The organism is Brevibacterium linens ATCC 9172 (assembly GCF_900169165.1).
In the GTDB taxonomy this organism is placed as follows: Bacteria; Actinomycetota; Actinomycetes; order Actinomycetales; family Brevibacteriaceae; genus Brevibacterium; species Brevibacterium linens.
Window position 1 is genome coordinate 1 of the sequence record NZ_FXYY01000027.1, and the last position, 16,596, is coordinate 16,596.

At 65.1% G+C, this 16,596-nt stretch carries 17 protein-coding genes; 5 read left to right on the top strand and 12 right to left on the bottom strand.

The features are described from left to right. Positions 1–803: 803 nt before the first annotated feature. Entirely contained in the window at positions 804–1,532 is a 729-nt protein-coding gene (locus tag BLIN9172_RS15215) for a VIT1/CCC1 transporter family protein (RefSeq protein ID WP_101555800.1), read from the bottom strand. Positions 1,533–1,703: 171 nt separating this feature from the next. Between BLIN9172_RS15215 and BLIN9172_RS15220 the strand changes: the two genes are divergently transcribed. Next, on the top strand, positions 1,704–2,885 hold the full coding sequence (locus BLIN9172_RS15220) for a pyridoxal phosphate-dependent aminotransferase (RefSeq protein WP_101555801.1): 1,182 nt from the start codon (positions 1,704–1,706) through the stop codon (positions 2,883–2,885). Between the two features lie 229 nt (positions 2,886–3,114). On the opposite strand, the gene BLIN9172_RS15225 is transcribed toward BLIN9172_RS15220, so the two are convergent. The 8 genes from BLIN9172_RS15225 to BLIN9172_RS15260 form a co-directional block, all read right to left on the bottom strand. After that, positions 3,115–3,732 carry an OmpA family protein gene (locus BLIN9172_RS15225; RefSeq protein ID WP_240812185.1) on the bottom strand — a complete coding sequence of 206 codons (618 nt, stop codon included), beginning with the start codon at positions 3,730–3,732 and terminating at the stop codon, positions 3,115–3,117. Then, positions 3,729–4,310: a hypothetical protein gene (locus BLIN9172_RS15230; RefSeq protein WP_145997977.1), complete on the bottom strand. Its 582-nt coding sequence runs from the start codon at positions 4,308–4,310 to the stop codon at positions 3,729–3,731. The genes BLIN9172_RS15225 and BLIN9172_RS15230 overlap by 4 nt, the downstream gene beginning before the upstream one ends. A 199-nt stretch (positions 4,311–4,509) precedes the next feature. Next, the gene (locus BLIN9172_RS15235) at positions 4,510–5,232 is read right to left on the bottom strand and encodes a homing endonuclease associated repeat-containing protein (protein WP_145997978.1); all 723 of its coding nucleotides are present in this window, start codon (positions 5,230–5,232) and stop codon (positions 4,510–4,512) included. A gap of 103 nt (positions 5,233–5,335) precedes the next feature. Next, positions 5,336–6,016: a small multidrug efflux protein gene (locus tag BLIN9172_RS15240; RefSeq protein ID WP_101555805.1), complete on the bottom strand. Its 681-nt coding sequence runs from the start codon at positions 6,014–6,016 to the stop codon at positions 5,336–5,338. Positions 6,017–6,141: 125 nt separating this feature from the next. Next, a complete protein-coding gene (locus BLIN9172_RS15245; protein ID WP_164742744.1) occupies positions 6,142–6,930 on the bottom strand; it encodes a helix-turn-helix domain-containing protein in 789 nt (262 codons plus the stop codon). 143 nt (positions 6,931–7,073) lie between these two features. Further along, complete coding sequence (locus BLIN9172_RS15250) at positions 7,074–8,039, bottom strand: ArsA family ATPase (protein WP_101555807.1); 966 nt, start codon at positions 8,037–8,039, stop codon at positions 7,074–7,076. Beyond that, on the bottom strand, positions 8,030–8,320 hold the full coding sequence (locus BLIN9172_RS15255) for a cory-CC-star protein (protein WP_025777499.1): 291 nt from the start codon (positions 8,318–8,320) through the stop codon (positions 8,030–8,032). The genes BLIN9172_RS15250 and BLIN9172_RS15255 overlap by 10 nt, the downstream gene beginning before the upstream one ends. A gap of 4 nt (positions 8,321–8,324) precedes the next feature. Then, the gene (locus BLIN9172_RS15260) at positions 8,325–10,052 is read right to left on the bottom strand and encodes a carbon starvation CstA family protein (RefSeq protein ID WP_101555808.1); all 1,728 of its coding nucleotides are present in this window, start codon (positions 10,050–10,052) and stop codon (positions 8,325–8,327) included. Positions 10,053–10,306: 254 nt separating this feature from the next. On the opposite strand from BLIN9172_RS15260, the gene BLIN9172_RS15265 reads away from it, so the two are divergent. After that, positions 10,307–10,771 carry an SRPBCC family protein gene (locus BLIN9172_RS15265; protein ID WP_101555809.1) on the top strand — a complete coding sequence of 155 codons (465 nt, stop codon included), beginning with the start codon at positions 10,307–10,309 and terminating at the stop codon, positions 10,769–10,771. Positions 10,772–10,838: 67 nt separating this feature from the next. Here the strand turns inward: BLIN9172_RS15265 and BLIN9172_RS15270 are convergent, their stop codons facing one another. The 3 genes from BLIN9172_RS15270 to BLIN9172_RS15280 are packed head-to-tail and all read right to left on the bottom strand — an operon-like array spanning position 10,839 to position 11,496. After that, on the bottom strand, positions 10,839–11,138 hold the full coding sequence (locus BLIN9172_RS15270) for a hypothetical protein (protein WP_062860599.1): 300 nt from the start codon (positions 11,136–11,138) through the stop codon (positions 10,839–10,841). Further along, positions 11,135–11,317 (bottom strand): VOC family protein, encoded by a 183-nt coding sequence (locus tag BLIN9172_RS15275; protein WP_170286944.1) that lies wholly within the window; start codon positions 11,315–11,317, stop codon positions 11,135–11,137. Before BLIN9172_RS15275 ends, BLIN9172_RS15270 begins: the two co-directional genes overlap by 4 nt. Continuing rightward, positions 11,317–11,496, bottom strand: coding sequence for a hypothetical protein (locus tag BLIN9172_RS15280; RefSeq protein WP_101555810.1), 180 nt, complete (start codon positions 11,494–11,496; stop codon positions 11,317–11,319). The genes BLIN9172_RS15275 and BLIN9172_RS15280 overlap by 1 nt, the downstream gene beginning before the upstream one ends. A 58-nt stretch (positions 11,497–11,554) precedes the next feature. Between BLIN9172_RS15280 and BLIN9172_RS15285 the strand changes: the two genes are divergently transcribed. The 3 genes from BLIN9172_RS15285 to BLIN9172_RS15295 all read left to right on the top strand — a co-directional run bounded on the left by BLIN9172_RS15285 (position 11,555) and on the right by BLIN9172_RS15295 (position 16,555). After that, entirely contained in the window at positions 11,555–12,220 is a 666-nt protein-coding gene (locus BLIN9172_RS15285; protein ID WP_205751073.1) for a hypothetical protein, read from the top strand. A gap of 12 nt (positions 12,221–12,232) precedes the next feature. Then, positions 12,233–15,247, top strand: a complete 3,015-nt coding sequence (locus BLIN9172_RS15290) for a DEAD/DEAH box helicase (RefSeq protein WP_101555812.1) — start codon at positions 12,233–12,235, stop codon at positions 15,245–15,247. A gap of 114 nt (positions 15,248–15,361) precedes the next feature. After that, positions 15,362–16,555 (top strand): Fic family protein, encoded by a 1,194-nt coding sequence (locus BLIN9172_RS15295; protein ID WP_101555813.1) that lies wholly within the window; start codon positions 15,362–15,364, stop codon positions 16,553–16,555. Positions 16,556–16,596 lie beyond the last annotated feature (41 nt).

Here is a 16,596-nt window from a genome sequence, read left to right on the forward strand (position 1 = left end):
ATGGGCAGACCGAGGTCGACCCGGTCGGGGTGGTGATGCCGCTGACCGCGTGATTCGTAGCCCGACCCCGCTGCTTAATACCAAGTTAAAGGAACTACCGAAGAACACCACGAAAAGGGACTTGACCCTGCTCGCCCGACTCGGATCCCGGCTGGCGGGCCTGCACGAGTAGGCCGGTCGAGAGTGACCGGTCCGGCACCACCACCGCTGATGTCCAGCGAATCATAGATCTCGAGAAAGAGAACCGGAAACTGCTCCGAGCTGACCAGATCCTGTAGTCGGCTTTCTTCGCGGCGGACCGCACCTGCCCCCTCGGAAAGCGGCACCTCCAATGTTCACAGAGCGGGCTTACGTCGGTCGTGATCACCTGCGAGATCGTCGGCTGGCAGGTATCGAGGTCGTCGCGTACCGAGGTGGCTCGGGACGCCCCGCAGATGGGGATCTGCCAGCGTCGACGTGCCGATGGGGATCTGCCCGGTCTGGTGCATCGCTCGAATCCCAGGGTCCGGTATCGAGCATTCCGCTGTCGCGAGGACCTGGCCGAACAAGACACCGTCGGGCCTGTCGGATCTCGTGGCGATTCATCCGATAATGACCTTGCCAAGGCACTGAACTCACGTGGCAAAGCCGAGCTGATTCGAAATAGGGGGCCGTGAAGGGGCACTGCTGGTGTCGAGATCGCCACTGCAGATTGGGTTCACTGGTGCAACGCGTACCGACCGCATGGCCTGCTGGGGGCCGTAGAACTAGGGCAGCTCTCGCCACGATCCCAGCTCCACAAAAAATTGGTGACGAACCAGGCCCTAGGCCACCGAGGTGCCGAACAGCATACCCACAAGGAATGTCGCGGCGAGCGCAATCGCGCCGCCGATACAGGTGCGGGCGACGGCGGACCACCTGTTCGCGCCGCCGACCCACGCCGCCACGTAGCCGGTGATCGCGAGGGCGACGATGGTCGCACCAAACGTCACCGGGATATTCATCGACGTCGGCAGGAAGAGGATAGTGAGCATCGGCAGGAGCGCGCCGACGAAGAACGAGAGCGCGGAGGCGAGCGCTGCTTGCCACGGGTTCACAACGTCGTCCTCGTCGATGTTGAGCTCCGTCGAGAGGTGCGCCTTGAGCGCATCCTTCTCGGTGAGCTCCTTCGCCACCACCTCCGCGGTGCTGCGCGTGAGCCCCTGAGTCTCATACAGCCCGATGAGCTCCTCGAGCTCGCCATCTGGGTCGACTCGGAGCTCCTCTCGCTCTTTGTCGATCAGGGCCCGCTCGCTGTCACGCTGGCTCGAGACCGAAACGTACTCGCCGAGGGCCATCGAAATCGCCCCACCGACAACGGCGGCCGCGCCGGCAAGCAGGACCGGCGTGAAGCTGTTCGTCGCGCCAGCGACTCCGACCACGACGGCGGCGGTCGAAACGATGCCGTCGTTCGCGCCGAGCACTCCGGCACGAAGCCAGTTGAGTCGCTGTGCCAGGCCATCGATCTGGTGTGGTTCTTCTCGCTCGGCTTCGTGGCCGCGGGTGTTCCTCATGGTGCAGATTGTAGGCGCTGTGACGCCGCGCACGTAAACGGCGGAGCGAGGCACGTAGGACCGACGTAGGACCGTTCCACCAAGCCGACACGGAGCCCGTGGGAACCGTCCTCGGGTCTTACGCAGCGGTGCCCTCTGCCTCCGCTCGCGAGGAAGAGGCAGACTGAAGCCATGACGAAATCCCGCATCTCCCCCATGGCCGCCTCCTACCCGGCCTCAGACATCCGCAAGATGTTCAACCTCGCCCTTGACTTCCCCGATGCCGTGAAGCTCACCGTCGGCGAACCGGACTTCACCACTCCGGAGCACATCAAGGCCGCCGGCATCCGTGCGATCGAGAACGACAACACCCGCTACGTCGCCAATGCGGGCATCCCCGAACTGCGCTCCGCCATCGCCGGAAAGTACTCGGCCCGGTGGAATCGCAGCATCACGCCCGAGAACGTCATGGTCTCCTTCGGCGCGATGGAGGCGCTCACCTTCGCCCTCGACGTCACTGTCGCTCCAGGGGATGAGGTCATCATCCCCGACCCGAGCTTCCCCAATTACATGGGTCAGGTGCACCGCCTCGGCGGAGTTGCCGTGTCCGTTCGTGTCACCGAGAACAATGATCTCAAGCTCCGCGCCGAGGATGTCCGCGCTGCGATTACGGACAAGACCGCGGCCGTGATCATCAACAGTCCGTCGAACCCTTTGGGTTCGGTCATGGATCGGGCCGACCTCGAGCAGATCGCTGCGCTGGCCGATGAGCATGGGTTCACCGTCATCTCCGATGAGGTCTATGACGAGATGGTCTTCGATGTGGAATACACCTCCATCGCCGAGGTGAAACCGTCCACCGCCGAGGTGGGAGCTGAGTTCGATCGGTTCCTGGCCATCGGCAGCTTCTCGAAGACCTATGCCATGACCGGCTGGCGGTGCGGTTTCGTCATCGGTTCGCAAGATTTCATCGCGCCGATGGCATTGCTGCAGGAGGGCCTGACCTCGAGTCTGCCCGGGTTCGTCCAGGAGGCAGCGGTCGCCGCAATCGAGGGACCGCAGACCGCGGTCGAGGAGATGGTCGCCTCGTATGCCAGGCGGCGTGAGCTGATGGTCGAGCGCATCAATGCCATCGAGGGCTTGAGTCTGCTGCGTCCGGCGGCGACGTTCTACGCCTGGGTGAACGTGTCCGAGTGGGGCCTGTCATCATGGGAGCTCGCAACCCGCCTGCTCGAGGACCACAACCTCGCGACGATCCCCGGTTCGGCCTTCGGACCGGCCGGCGAAGGCTACCTGCGGCTGACCTTCGCGGTCTCGGACGAGACCATCAACACCGCCTGCGACCGACTGGAGGCCTTCGCCGCTGGGCGGTGATGCCGCAGCTCGGTGAGCTAGCGAGCGCTGAGCCCGCTGGAGCTGAGCCCGCGGTGGCTGGGCCGGCGAACGATGAGCCCGCGGGAGCTGGGCCCGCGAGCGATCAGCCAGCGGTAGCTGGGCCGCCGAGCGCTCAACTTAGCGTCGACCGCGCAGCGTATAACGCGAGCGGTCGGTGGGACGATGCGCGGTCGATGAAGAATGGCCCTCAACAGGCACTGCCCGACACTCAGCTGTCGTCGTAGCTGATTTCGACGCGTCGGTTCTTCGCCCGTCCCTGCGGGTTGTCCTCACCCTTCTTCGTCGTGTTCTTCGCCACCGGGTCTGCTTCGCCGAGGCCTTTGACCGTCAGGTCGAGGCCGGACCGTGAGTCGGCGATGACATCGGCCACAGCCTGCGCCCGCTTCTTCGACAGCTTCTTGTTCGCCGCATCGTCGCCGATCGAATCGGTGTATCCGGAGACTGTGACCTTTGTACCGTCGGGAACGTTCTCCACGGTCTTCGCGATGGCCTTCTCGGCCTTGTCGGAGATCTCGGCGCTGCTGAAGTCGAAGAGGATGTCGCTGGCCAGGGTGATGACCGCGTCGTCGCCGTCCTTCTTGTTCGTCACGAGTGGGACGACGGATTCCGAGGTGTTCCATTCCTGGACATTGTTCGGCTCCCACCGCTGGACCGAGTAATCCAGCTGCTCCTGTGTCGGTTCAGGCAGGTCCGCCGGGGACGTCGGATCGGATTCGGCGGCGATGCCGGCGCCGGCACCGGCCGTCGCGCCTGCCCCGGAACCGATCAGCAGTCCGACGCCGACGAGAACAGCGGTGCACTTCCTGGTGTTCCCTCGACGCATCATGACTCCGTGATCGGGATGTCGGTGAACTTCGGCCAGTTCTCCTGAGCCCGGATGTCGACGGCATCGATGTCGTTCTCCGGAGCCTTGAAGACGGCCCACACGATCATCGGCCGGTTGTTCTTCGTCTCCGTGAACACCGAATCCGAGGCCCACATTTCGTAGGTGTCCGAGATCGGGGAATAGACCTTGAGGTTGTCCGTATCGACAAGTTGCGGGTCGAACTTGTTCTCGCCCCAGACGTCGTAGACGCTGATCGAAGCGTCGCTGTCGGCCGTGGTGAAGTGCGGCGTGACGACCATCGTCAAGGTCTGCGTCTTCCCGTCGACCTCGAGCGAGTGGATGGCAATGGTCGCCTTGTTCTTGTCGGATCCCGGGACAGTGACGTCCTGTTTGACGATGACGTCGTCGGGATCGATGTTCTCAACGCCGGGCGCCGCGCCGTCGCTGCTGCCGTTCCCGCCGTCGGCCGCCGAGTCCTTGTCGTTGGAGTCCGAATCCTGCGACGAGGTGCAGCCTGTGAGGGCCAGAGCGCAGAGGGCCGCACCGGCGAGGCCCCGGGCGAGTTTGGTCGAGATCACGATCAATTGTCTTTCCGTCGTCGGTCATGGCACGAAACCACCGATGCCGACAGCCCCGTCATTCTCGATTGTCCACGGTAGCACCGGTGGGGTCGACGGCGAAGAAGTCCCCGTCAGACAAGTCCCGCAATCTCCGGGACAGCCGTACCGGTGATCAGTCGGTCACGAGGCAGAACCGCACAGTTCCTGCGCTTTTCCCTCACCGCACGGCGGCGAGCGCGGCGTTCCAGGAACCGTAGAACTTCCGCACCGCCGCTGCCGAGGGCACCTCGCCCTTGTGCTCGGCGGCGTATTCCGTGTAGGCCTTGTAGGTCGCGGCGGTCCCACGGGATTCGCAGTCGGCGAGGAACTCGGCGATCGCCGTGGCATAGGCATCTGCATCGAAGCGCAGCTGCCCCTTGGCTCGGCCGGTCTTGTTCGTCGCCAGACCTGCTGCCTTGAGCGCTTCGTTCCACGACCCGAACCTCTGCACCGCGGTCTGGCTGGTCGGCGGCCAGATCGTGGCCCCCTGCGCCGAGGCGGCACCGAGGCTCTCGAGCACCGTCTTGCGCAGACGGTCGTACCGGCTGGCGGTCAGGCTCGGGACCTCCGCCCGGCCACGGACGTGCGCAAAGGCGGCGGCCACCTCGGCGAGGGTCGATGTCACCGACGACGTCGAGTCGTCGGTCGGCGCGGCTGCTCCGGACTGCGCGGAATCGTCGGTCGGGGTTGAGCTCTCGGACCGACCGGAATCGTCGGTCTGGGCGGTCAGGGCGAGCTCCACCTCGGCGAGGATCTCCTTGTCTGCCGGGCTCAGCTGAGCGGGGTCGGCACTCGCCGGCGTGCCGGGAACGTCGGCGTCGTCGAGGCTGCGCGCGGTGATGAACAGCAGCGCTCCGAGCACGGCCGGTGAAGAGGTGTGAGTTTTCCCGGAATCAGACATCCACTCCATCTTACGATCTTCAGGCTCCTGCGCGCCGAGCACCGGGCGGCGGTGGGCGAAAGTCACGGAGCTTCCTCTCTCGCGCAGTGCGAATGAGCCGAATTCAGCCGGCCAGCAGCGTGAGCGCGCCGGTGGCGATGAGAGTGGTCAGGGTCGTCCAAGCGATGATCGCGATGCCCTGCCACAGCAGGATCCACGACGTCTTCACACCCGTGCTGACGAGAATCGTCGAGGTGATCTGGGTAGGAATCGCGAGCGGTCCGAGCAGGCTCGCCCCGGGGACGCCGAAACGGGTGAGAAACTTCTTGAACTTGACTCGCCCTTTGGACTCGGACTTCTCACCCTCACCGAGGTGGCCCTCCGCGGCCGTTCTGCCTGCAGTGATATCGACGGGAGATTCAATCGACGAGAGGTCGGCGGGAGCATCGGTCCCCGACAGATCGGCACCGGAGTTCGACGCCGCGGACTCAGCCGTCACGGCACCGGCATACCCGCCCCCACCGCCTGCGCCGACGGCCGCGAGTTCTCGCTTTCCCCTCTGACGGCTCACGACCGCGTGACGGGCCCGTGCCCCGAGGAGCACGATGACAGTGACGCAGACGAAGTTGCCGATGGCCCCGGCAATGCCGGCGAGCACGGGGTTCATCCCAGCCCAGACGCCGATGATCGAGGAGATCTCTCCCTCGATGAAGGGGATGGCTCCGGCGGCGGCGATGATGAATGGTTGGAGCAGGTCGGGAACGTGAGCGGCAAGACCTTGGAAGAATTCGATGATCGGGTTCATGGTGTCCTCCTGAACGTGTTGGTCAGATCCCGGCCCGGAAGAGCCGGATCTGACGGTTGATACGTTCAGTACAGACTGTGTTCTCGGAACAGGGTCAAGCCCTCATCGTCGAACCCTGCGAATCCTCAGCTCTCTTCCACTTGCGCGGCAACGTGCTTGATGAAGGCAATGAACCGCTCGCGATCTTCGTCCGGAATCTCGAGCGTCGGGAAGACGGCGATGAACGCCCGCTGGATGACGTCGATCTGCGCGTCGTTGTACAGCTCGCTGATCGTGCCGATGATCGCAGCCTGTCCCATCTTCACGTCCCCGGTCATCCGCTCGGTCGGCGCGAGCAGCCAGGGTTTGGTCTCGAGATGGCGCTTCATGCTCGGAGCGATCTGCTCGGCCAGACGCGTCCGCGTGTCCTCATCGGCATCCTCGGCGAGTTCGTCGATCTCCCGATCGTAGGGTGTGGTCTCGGACATGATGGTTCTCATCTCCGCCAACGCGGAGTCTTCGTAGAGGCTCGAGTAGATGTTCATCAGGCTGCGATCCGCGCTCGACATCCGCGCGGCGATGTCGATGAAACCCGCGGCCGTATCGATCGGCGCCCCGTGTTCGAGGAGTTGGACCACCTCGGCGCGGGCCTTTTCCAAAGCTGCGATCTGTTCATCGAGGTCACCCTCGAGCTGTTTGAGGGCGAGCTGCTGCTGTTCGTGGTCGTCGTCGACCGACCCGATGTCGGACAGCGGAATCCCGAGCTCGCGCATTCGCCGGATCTGATGGAGTCGCAGCAGGTGGGAGGCACCGTACTGTTTGTAGCCGTTGCTCATCCGTTCGGGCTCGGTGAGCAGCCCGAGCTTGTGATAATGCCGAACGGTGTTGACCGTGGCGCCGGTCAGGCGCGCCAGTTCGCTCGTGCTCCACCCCACGGTCAGGTCCTTCCGCCGGTGCCGTGTCGATCGCGGATGCGCACCAGTCTAATTGGAACGGACGCATAGGTGGAGCCGGATCGGAACGGCCACGCTCGGCACACGGTCGAGCGGCCACCGCAGCGCGCGGAGTCCCGCCGAGCTCAGCGCTCGGCGAGCAGAGCCGCGAGACCGGTGATCCCCCCGACCCCGGTCGGTTCGGTCGCGGTCAGCGGCAGCTGTGCCAGCGGAACCGTCGGCACCGCGGACCTCAGCCGTGACACGTGTTCGTCCTCCCGTTGTCGTCTGTCCGCGAGGAACTCTCCGGCGTCGGCCGGTGAGCGTCGATTGACGACGATCCCGGACAGTTCGATGCCGATTCCGCCGAGGTCGGTGACGAGACCGAGCGTCTCGGCGACCGGCAGCTGCTCGGCGATCGTGACGATGAGGAACCCGGTCTGCCGCGAGTCGGAGATGGACCGTCTCAGGGCGGCGAAGCGATCGCGACGAGCCTGCAGCCTCTGCCGAAGTTCGGCATCCGGCGTCGGCGTCTCCTCCTTGGGGCTGACCAGGTGGCGGGCCGCGGCGGCGAAACGCTCGGACCGGTCGCGGTTGGACAACAGAGTCTCCGCCCAATCGGTCAGTCGCTCCGGCAGCGCCAGCAGGTGCAGGGTGTGGCCGGTCGGCGCCGTGTCGACGACGACGAGGTCGTAGTCGGCCGCCTCGGCGAGGATCGTCGCGATCCGCTCGAGCACCGCCGACTCGTGGCTGCCGGGAGCCGACCTGGCCGAGGCCAGATGCGCCCGAGCCGCGCGGTGAGTGCTCTCGGGCAGCATCCGCGTCATCATCCGTTCGACGGAGGCGAAGTGCGCGTCGATCGTCGCTTCGGGGTCGACCTCGAGGGCATCGACGAATCCGCGCTCACCCGTATGGACCCGCCGAGGTTCGTCCGCGAGCTCCTGTCCCCAGATGTCGCCGAGGTTGTGCGCCGGATCCGTGGACACGAGCAGGACGCGTCCGCCGTCGTCGGCCCGGGCCATGGCCAGGCCCGAGGAGACGGTCGTCTTGCCTGTCCCGCCCTTGCCGCCGACGAACAGGCACCGGTGGTCGCGCGCGATGTCTAGCAGCATGCGATGTGGTCCAGGGGCGAACGGGGCAGCCCCATGCGGCGATGCCAGGCATGGAAGTTCTCCCACAGGGCGGGCATGAGCTCGGCCGTGTAGTAGGCCGCCGGGTCGGGCACCCCGAGGGCCTCACCGAGGACGACGACGGTGAAGAAGTCGTCCTCGGCCTGCTGTTCGCGCTTGAGGGTCTGCCGGTAGGGGCCGACGTAGAACTCGACGAGTCCGTCCCGGAACGACGACCACCACTGCCCGAGACCACCCGAGCTCCCGGAATGCGACTGGGACATCGGCTCAGACGTTCTCTCGGGTCGCGACGAGCTTCTCGTCGGCGTCCGGGTCCTCGGGCGGTTCCGCCCATGCTCGCCGCATCGCCTGGATCGCTTCGATCGCCACCCAGATGCTGGCGATGATGATGACGACGTCGATGGCGAAGAGCAGCCAGTCCTGATTTCCCGGCGTGGTGAAGCTGACGAGCTGCTCGATGGCCGCCCAGAACGACATGACGAACACGAACACGAGCGGGACGAGGGCCGGTGCCGGGTTGCGCCGCTTGCGGATGAGGATGACGGCGATGATCGACAGCGACAGGGATGCCATGAGCTGGTTCGTCGTGCCGAACAGCGGCCAGATCCGCAGTCCCCCTTCTCCGCCGAGCCCCTGGGAGAAGGTGAGGCCGAGGCCGATGACGACGACGAGGAGCGTGGCCGGGACGTTCGTGATCTTGATCTTCACGGCGTCGCCGACCTCTTGGATGACGAAGCGCAGCAGACGCATGCCGGTGTCCATCGTCGTCGCGGCGAAGAGCACCGCCATGGTCGCGAGCACCGTCGCCGACAGCGACGCCGGCAGGCCGAGGCCGTGCTCCATGAGGGCGCCGCCGCCCTGGACGAAGGCTCCGACGCCGCCTTCGCCGAAGGCCGAGTAGATCTCATGCCACGCTGCGGTGGACTTGATGCCGCCGATGATGGCCAGCACGGTGCCGAGGGCGAGCAGCCCTTCGCCCACAGCCCCGAAGTAGCCGACGAAACGGGCGTCGGTCTCCTTGTCCAGCTGCTTCGAACTCGTCCCCGAGGCGACCATGCCGTGGAACCCGGAGATCGCACCGCAGGCGATCGTGACGAACAGCAGCGGCACCATGCTCGGGGTGCCCTCCGGCACTGCGGTGTTGATGGCGGGGGCGACGATCTCGGGCTTCGTCGCCGAGAACAGGGTCGCCGTGAGCACGGAGCCGAAAAGGAGGATGAGTCCGATGAACAGCTGCACGCCGTTGATGTAGTCGCGCGGCTGCAGCAGGACCCACACCGGCAGCAGCGAGGCGATCGCTCCGTAGGCGAAGAGCACGACGATCCAGAAGGTCGCCGGTCCCACGCCGAGGAAGTCATCGGGCAGGGCGACCGGAACATAGTTGCCGAGCACGATGAGGCCGTAGAGCAGGACGACGCCGACGATGGTGACGGGGATGAGCGGCACCCGCAGACGGTAGACGCAGACACCGACGATGAGCGCCACGCCGATCGCACCCCAGGCCGGGATCACGGCAGACGGGGTGCTGATGAGCAGGTTCTTGATGACTACGGCGAAGGCCGCGATGACCATGAGCAGCAGCAGGAAGATGACGATGAGGAAGAGGTTCGCCCCGCGCTTGCCGATATAGCGCGCCGACAGGGCTCCGATCGACCGTCCCTTATTGCGTTCGGAGGCCCAGAGCGTGCCGAAGTCGTGCATGCCTGCGAAGAAGACGGTACCCAATGTCACCCACAGCAGGGCGGGCAGCCAGCCCCAGATGACGGCGATGGCCGGGCCGACGATGGGCGCGGCTCCGGCCACCGAGGTGAAATGGTGGCCCCACAGGATGTATTTGTTCGTGGGCACGTAGTCGACCCCGTCGTGGAGTTCGTGCGACGGAGTGGTGAAGGAGTCGTCGAGCTTGAAGATCTTGCGCCCGAGGAACTTCGAGTAGAGGAGATAGCCGGCGATGAGCATCGCCAGCCCGATGATCATAATCAACAGGGAGCCCATGAGGACCCTCCCTTCGGAGTCGAACGATGCTTCTGCGCATCGTCACTGCAGTTCTTCCCAGCATTTTATCAGCGCGCTCGAAGCTCTCCGTCAATACCGCCTCGGCGTCACCGGATTGAGACCTGCCGGCTGCGCATCCGCCGCGGCCGACCCCTCTAGCCGCCGCACCGGAGAGGGTATAGCGTGGCAACCGGGCACCGGTCTCCCGTGCCGGAGCCCTGAGATCTGATGACCGTCAACGAAAGGCGAAGTCAATGACCGATACGAAAGTCAGCGCTTCGAGAACGATCGATGCGGCACCCGAGGACATCTTCGACGTCCTCAACAATCCGGAGCGTCACGCGCAGCTCGACGGTTCGGGCATGGTGGTCTCCGATGACACGAGCGATCGCATCACCAGGACCGGTCAGAAGTTCACCATGAACATGCAGTGGGATCAGATGGGCGGCGACTACAAGACCGACAACCACGTCATCGGCTATGAGGAGAACAAGCTGCTGGCCTGGAAGACCGCGCCGGCAGGCGAAGAACCTCCGGGCTGGGAGTGGGTCTGGGAACTCACGCCGCTGGGTCGGCACTCGACCGAGGTCTCTGTCACCTACGACTGGAGTGCGGTGACCGACAAGGAGCTGCTCAAGAAGATCAGCTTCCCCGTCGTCAGCGAACAGGACCTCGAGTCCTCGCTCGGCAATCTCGCCGCAGCGGTCTCGCAGGACTGAACGCTGCCGGGAATCCGCTGGACAACCCTGCGGAGCGCCCGCTAGCTTCCGGCGGCCCTGAGCGAACTCACCGCAGTTCGCTCAGGGCCGCTTCCGCGCGCGCACGCCGATCCTCTATCGCCATCTCCCACCAGTAGTCGCCACGTTCGCCGAGCCCGATCTTCGCGGCGTTCACCCGCCGCCGGGCTTCGGCCAGATCGTCCTCCGCACCCGCCTTCTTCGCTTTCCCGACAGCGTTTCGTGCCGCACCGAGGTGGCTCTTGAGCTCCTCGACCACGCGCGGTTCCAGGCCCGGATCGGTTCGTCGCCACCTCCGCCCGGTGACGATCAGCCACTTCTCGTCGTCGGTGTAGTCGTCCACGCTCATCCGACGAAGAGGCAGAACGGGTGGCCGGAGGGATCGGCGAAGACGTACAGCGGCTCGTCGTCATCGTCGGTGCGGTCGAGCAGCAGCCGGGCACCCAAGTCCTCCGCACGCTCACGCTGGCACTCGAGGGCATCCCGGTCCGACACCGGTGCCCCCCTCTCCCGTCTCGCAGGGTTCATCAGTACTCCAGCGGGGTGAGCACGGCGATCTTCCAGCCCTCGTCGGTCCGCACGAGCTGGTACATGTTCCGCTCGTCGAGGGCACCTCCGTGGTAGGTCCAAGTGACGTCGACCCAGATGCTGTGTGCGGTCGATGCAGCCACCTCGACAGCGGTGTCGACCTCAGTGTTCTCATGCATAGGGCACAGGCTACTCCGCGCCCCTGACTCCGACCGAGGCCCGTATCCTGGGACTGCCATGACTGATCATCCGATGCCTGCGTCCCGCGAAGACCGCTGGCGCAGCCGTTTGGCCATGCCGGTGCTCATCGCCGCACTCGTGTCGATTCCCGCGGTGTTCCTCTCCTTCCTCTCGGAGCCGTGGAGCGCCGCCGGCCGCATCGTCAATCTCCTCTCCGGGCTCGTGCTCGTGGGCGAGACGCTCATCCTCTTCATCGTCTCCGAGGACCGCGTCGCGTGGCTGCGCCGCCACCTGTGGCTCATCGTCCTCACCATCCTCATCATCCTCGGCGTGCTCTTCGCCCTCGGACCCGTGCAGCTCTTCCGCCTCATCCGCCTCATCGGTGCCCTGCGGATCCTGCGCACCGGGCGGATCATCAAGGCCGGCCGGCTCCTGTCCCACCACGTCGACGGCCGGTGGAATCGCCTCGCGGCTCTCGGCGTGTCCGTCCTCGTCGCGATCTTCACCGCTGCGACGCTGGCGGATCCGACGTCGACGGTACGCGGCCTCCTCCACGAGGTGCTGCCCTTCCGCTTCGGACCGATCGCCGTCGTCGCCTCCGGACTCGTGCTCGCGGTCGCGACCTTCATCGTCCTCTTCGACCGCAGCTCACGAGCGGACGCACCGGACGGAGATGGCCGAGACGAGGACGACCGGACGACGACTGACGACGGTGAGCGGTGAGAGGATGTCTCCGTGCCCGAAAATCGACCGACCCACACCGCCATCCCCGCCGATTGGCGTGATGCCTTCGCCCCACTCGCCGAGGCGGCTCCGCACTCGCACACGCCCGTGGCGCTGGGATTCGAGCTCGTCCAAGTCATCCCCCGCACATGGTTCGAAGCCCAGCACTCCGTCCTCCTCGACAAGGACGACGTCACCCCGGGCGCGAATCCGAGCCTCGCGATCCGCCCGCTCATGCTCAGCGAGTCCGGCAACTGGGTGAAGAAGTCGCTGTCCTGGCGCACCATCGACCGGATGGCCCGGCAGTTCGACATCGACCCGGCCCACCAGGAATGGTTCGCCCAACTCGCGGGACTGCGCACCCGCGGGAAGACCGACTTCACACCCGATGGGGCGCCGTACCACCTCGGCGATTTCCGCACTCCGCTGCTGTGGGATCACTTCACGCAGGGGAAGAGACTCGGCATCGAATTCGTCGGCATCAATCCCGCCATGGCCATCCGCATCGGGCACACCGCGAAGGCCGCGATCGATATCCGCCGCAGCCAGAACCGCCTGCAGGTGCAGACGCGGGCAACGATCGACGAACGCGAATATGCCCCCGGACTGATCAAACCCATCTGGACGCACGGCATCTTCGGCATCGATGTCACCAGCGGTTTCACCGTCACCCTCGCCCCTACGGAGACCCCGACGAAGGAATCCGCGCTGCCCGTGCTCCAGTCCCCCGGGCCGATCACCATCCCCGAGGCCGAGACGGAAGAGTTCTTCGCGGAGTACTACCCGCAGCTGCGCTCCAGCGCCGAGGTCATCAGCAGCGACGCCACCGTCGCCTTCCCCCAGTACGGCCGGCCCTGCCTCGTTGTCTTCGCCGCCTTCGGCGCCGGGGACAAACTCTCCTTGCGCTGGTACTGGGAATACCAGGGCCCCCGCCGCACCTTCCCCGTCATCGATCGATTGAAGCTCAGCGCCGCCTCGGCGAGGGAATACGCGGAGCAACGCGAACTCGACTTCGAAGATGCCGTCGTCACCGAGGTCGACAAACTCCTCGCCGACACCCACGAAACCGGCTCCGCCCTGCCGACCATCAGAGACGTCGAACTCAACGACGCCGACACCGCGGATTTCGTCGTCAACGTCCTGCCCGGGCTCGAAGAGATCGAACACGTCAAGGTCATCACGCGCGGGAAGAAGCAGCCATACCGGGAGCTCGGCGGGGAGCCGAACGTGAAGATCACCTCAGTCGAGTCGGAGAAGAACGACTGGTTCGACCTCGGCTTCCAGATCAGCATCGACGGCCACCCGGTCCCCTTCGTCAAGCTGTACAAGGCGCTGGCGGCCGGGACGAAGAAGATCAAGCTCTCCGACGATTCGTTCCTGTCGCTGAACAAGCCGATCTTCGACAAGCTCAAGGCCCTCCTCGCCGAGGCGGACCTCATCCCCGAATGGGAGCCCGGAGCGCCGAAGATCTCCCGCATGCATGTGGGTCTGTGGTCGGATTTCGAGGACCTCGCCGACGAGTCCGAACCAGCCGTGACCTGGAGAGACTCGGTGCGCGCACTGGCCGACCTCGAACACCTGCCCGCCACCGAGGTGCCCGACCTGAACGGTGCGACCCTGCGCCCGTATCAGGTGCAGGGATTCCGATGGTTGGCACTGCTCTACCGGTGCCGCCTCGGCGGGATCCTCGCCGACGACATGGGCTTGGGCAAGACCCTGCAGACGCTCGCGCTCATCAAGCACGCGAAAGCGAGCACCCCCTTCCTCATCGTCGCTCCCACCTCAGTGGTGCCGAATTGGGTGAAGGAGGCGACCGCGTTCACCCCTGACCTCGATGTTCGTGTCGTGGCCGAGTCGACGCGAGCGCGTGGGATCGATCTCGCCGAGGTGGCTCGCGGTGCCGATGTCATCGTCATGTCGTACGCGATGCTCCGGTTGGAGGAGACCCCGATCTCGCGGATGGAGTGGGCAGGACTCATCCTCGACGAGGCGCAGTTCGTCAAGAATTCGTCGGCACAGACGCACCTGGCGGCGAAGGAAGTGCGCACACCGTTCCGGCTCGCGCTGACCGGGACTCCGTTGGAGAACTCGCTGAAGGACGTGTGGTCGCTGTTTTCGATCACATCACCGGGACTGTTTCCGTCACCGCATCGGTTCGAGGAGGAATACGTCCGACCGATCGAATCCGGCGAGAACCCGGGACGGATGCAGCGCCTGCAACGGCGGATCCGGCCATTCATGATGCGGCGGACGAAGGATCTCGTCGCCGCGGATCTGCCGGAGAAGCAGGAGCAGGTCATTTCCGTCGAGCTCAATGCCGCGCACCGGAAGCTCTACGATCGGATTCTGCAGAAGGAGCGGAAGAAGATCCTCGGCTTCATCGACAGCGAATACGACAAGCAGCGGTTCATCGTCTTCAGGTCGCTGACGCTGCTGCGGATGCTCGCGCTCGACCCCTCGATCGTCGATGCCGAGCATGCCGAGGTGCCCTCGTCGAAGTTGGCTGCGCTCCTGGAGCGGCTCGATGACGTCATCGCCGAGGGGCATCGGTCGATCGTGTTCAGCCAGTTCACGTCGTTCCTGACCAATGTCGCCGCGGAGCTCGACGCGCGCGGGATTCCCTATGTCGTCCTCGACGGGTCGACGCGCAACCGCGGGGCGGTCGTCGATGCATTTCGGACCGGTGAGGCGCCGGTGTTCCTCATCAGTCTCAAGGCCGGTGGGTTCGGGCTCAACCTCACCGAGGCGGACTACGTCTTCCTCATGGATCCGTGGTGGAATCCCGCCTCGGAGAATCAGGCCATCGACCGGGCGCACAGGATCGGGCAGACGAAGAACGTCATGGTCTACCGCTACGTCGCCGAAGGCACGATCGAGGAGAAGGTGCTCGCCCTGCAGAAGCGCAAGGCCGAACTCTTCGACGAGCTCATGTCCGATGCCGGCACCTATGAGGGTCGCGGACCCGGCGGCCAAGCCTTCAGCCAGACCGTGACCGCCGCGGACATCAAGGGGCTGCTCGAGGGGTAGGTGACTCCATCTAACCTCATAGATCCTGAAAAAATATTTACTTTAGGTACACTAAAGTAAATATTCTTCAGCTCGTGTTGATCTTAGGACTGCTCAGGAAAGGCGGTCAGCGCCATGCCTTACACCGTCGAGCTCCACTGGTCTCCGCCTAACACCGCCGGATTGAGCAGGAAAGATCGGGCTTCCGGCACCTACCACGCATATGTGCCGGACGAGCTCCCTCTCAAACTTCCAACCCTCAGCCCTGAGGCCACAGCAGCGGCCGACGAGGCTGCACTCATTCTCGCCCGGCTCGACGAACGGATCAGGTCATCGGGCAGCCGCTACCTCAATCACCTGCTCATCCGCTCGGAGAGCATCTCGTCGTCGTGGATCGAGGGCAATCGGCTCTCTCCGAAGAAACTCGCAATCGCCGAACGGCTCCAACACGGTGATCGCGTTGCACTCGACGTCATCGCCAATGTCCGAGCCACCGAACACGCCATCGACGCCCTCTCCGATCCCGTCCGGCAAGTCACTGTCGCGGACATCGTCGATCTTCAGCACGCAATCGAACCGCGCTTGGAGCCGGGCCTGCGGACCGAGCAGAACTGGGTCGGAGGTCCAGGCAACAGTCCGCTGCGTGCCGACTTCATCCCGCCGCCCCCGTCGGAGGTGCCGAGACTTATCGCAAACCTGGCGGACTTCATCTCCTGCACAGACGGCAACCCCGTCGTCCGGGCCGCGATCACCCACGCCCAGTTCGAGACGATCCACCCGTTCATCGACGGCAATGGCCGCACCGGTCGAGCACTCGTGCACACCGTGCTCAAACGGTCAGACGCCCTCCGCAGCGCCCTCGTCCCAATCAGCACCGTCTTCGCCGCAGATACGAAGGCCTACATCGGCGGATTGACCGCATTCCGCCGCGATCCCGCGGATCTGAGCGCCTGGGTGGCCTCATTCGCCGAGGCGGCCGAGCGTTCCGCAGAAAGTGCCGTTCACCTCGACGAGGACATCATCGCCTTGGACCAGACCATCCGCACCGACCTCGTGGATCACCGCCGGTCCATCGGCAAATCCCCGGTGCAGCCGAGATCCGGGTCCGTCATCCTCAAGATCCTCGACCGCCTTGCTCGCGAACCCGTCATCACCATCGATTCGGTTGCCACCGAGCACGGCGTGACACCTGCCGCGGCTCACCGAGCGTTGGTGGAGCTCGCCGAGGCCGGCATTCTGCGGAAGACCAAGAACCACAAGGGCAAAATCGTCTGCTATTCGGCGGATCGGCACCTCGCCTATGTGGAGCTCACCGAGGCTCGCAGGTGATTCGCGAGGACATCATCTGCCACCACCGACAGAGAACACCG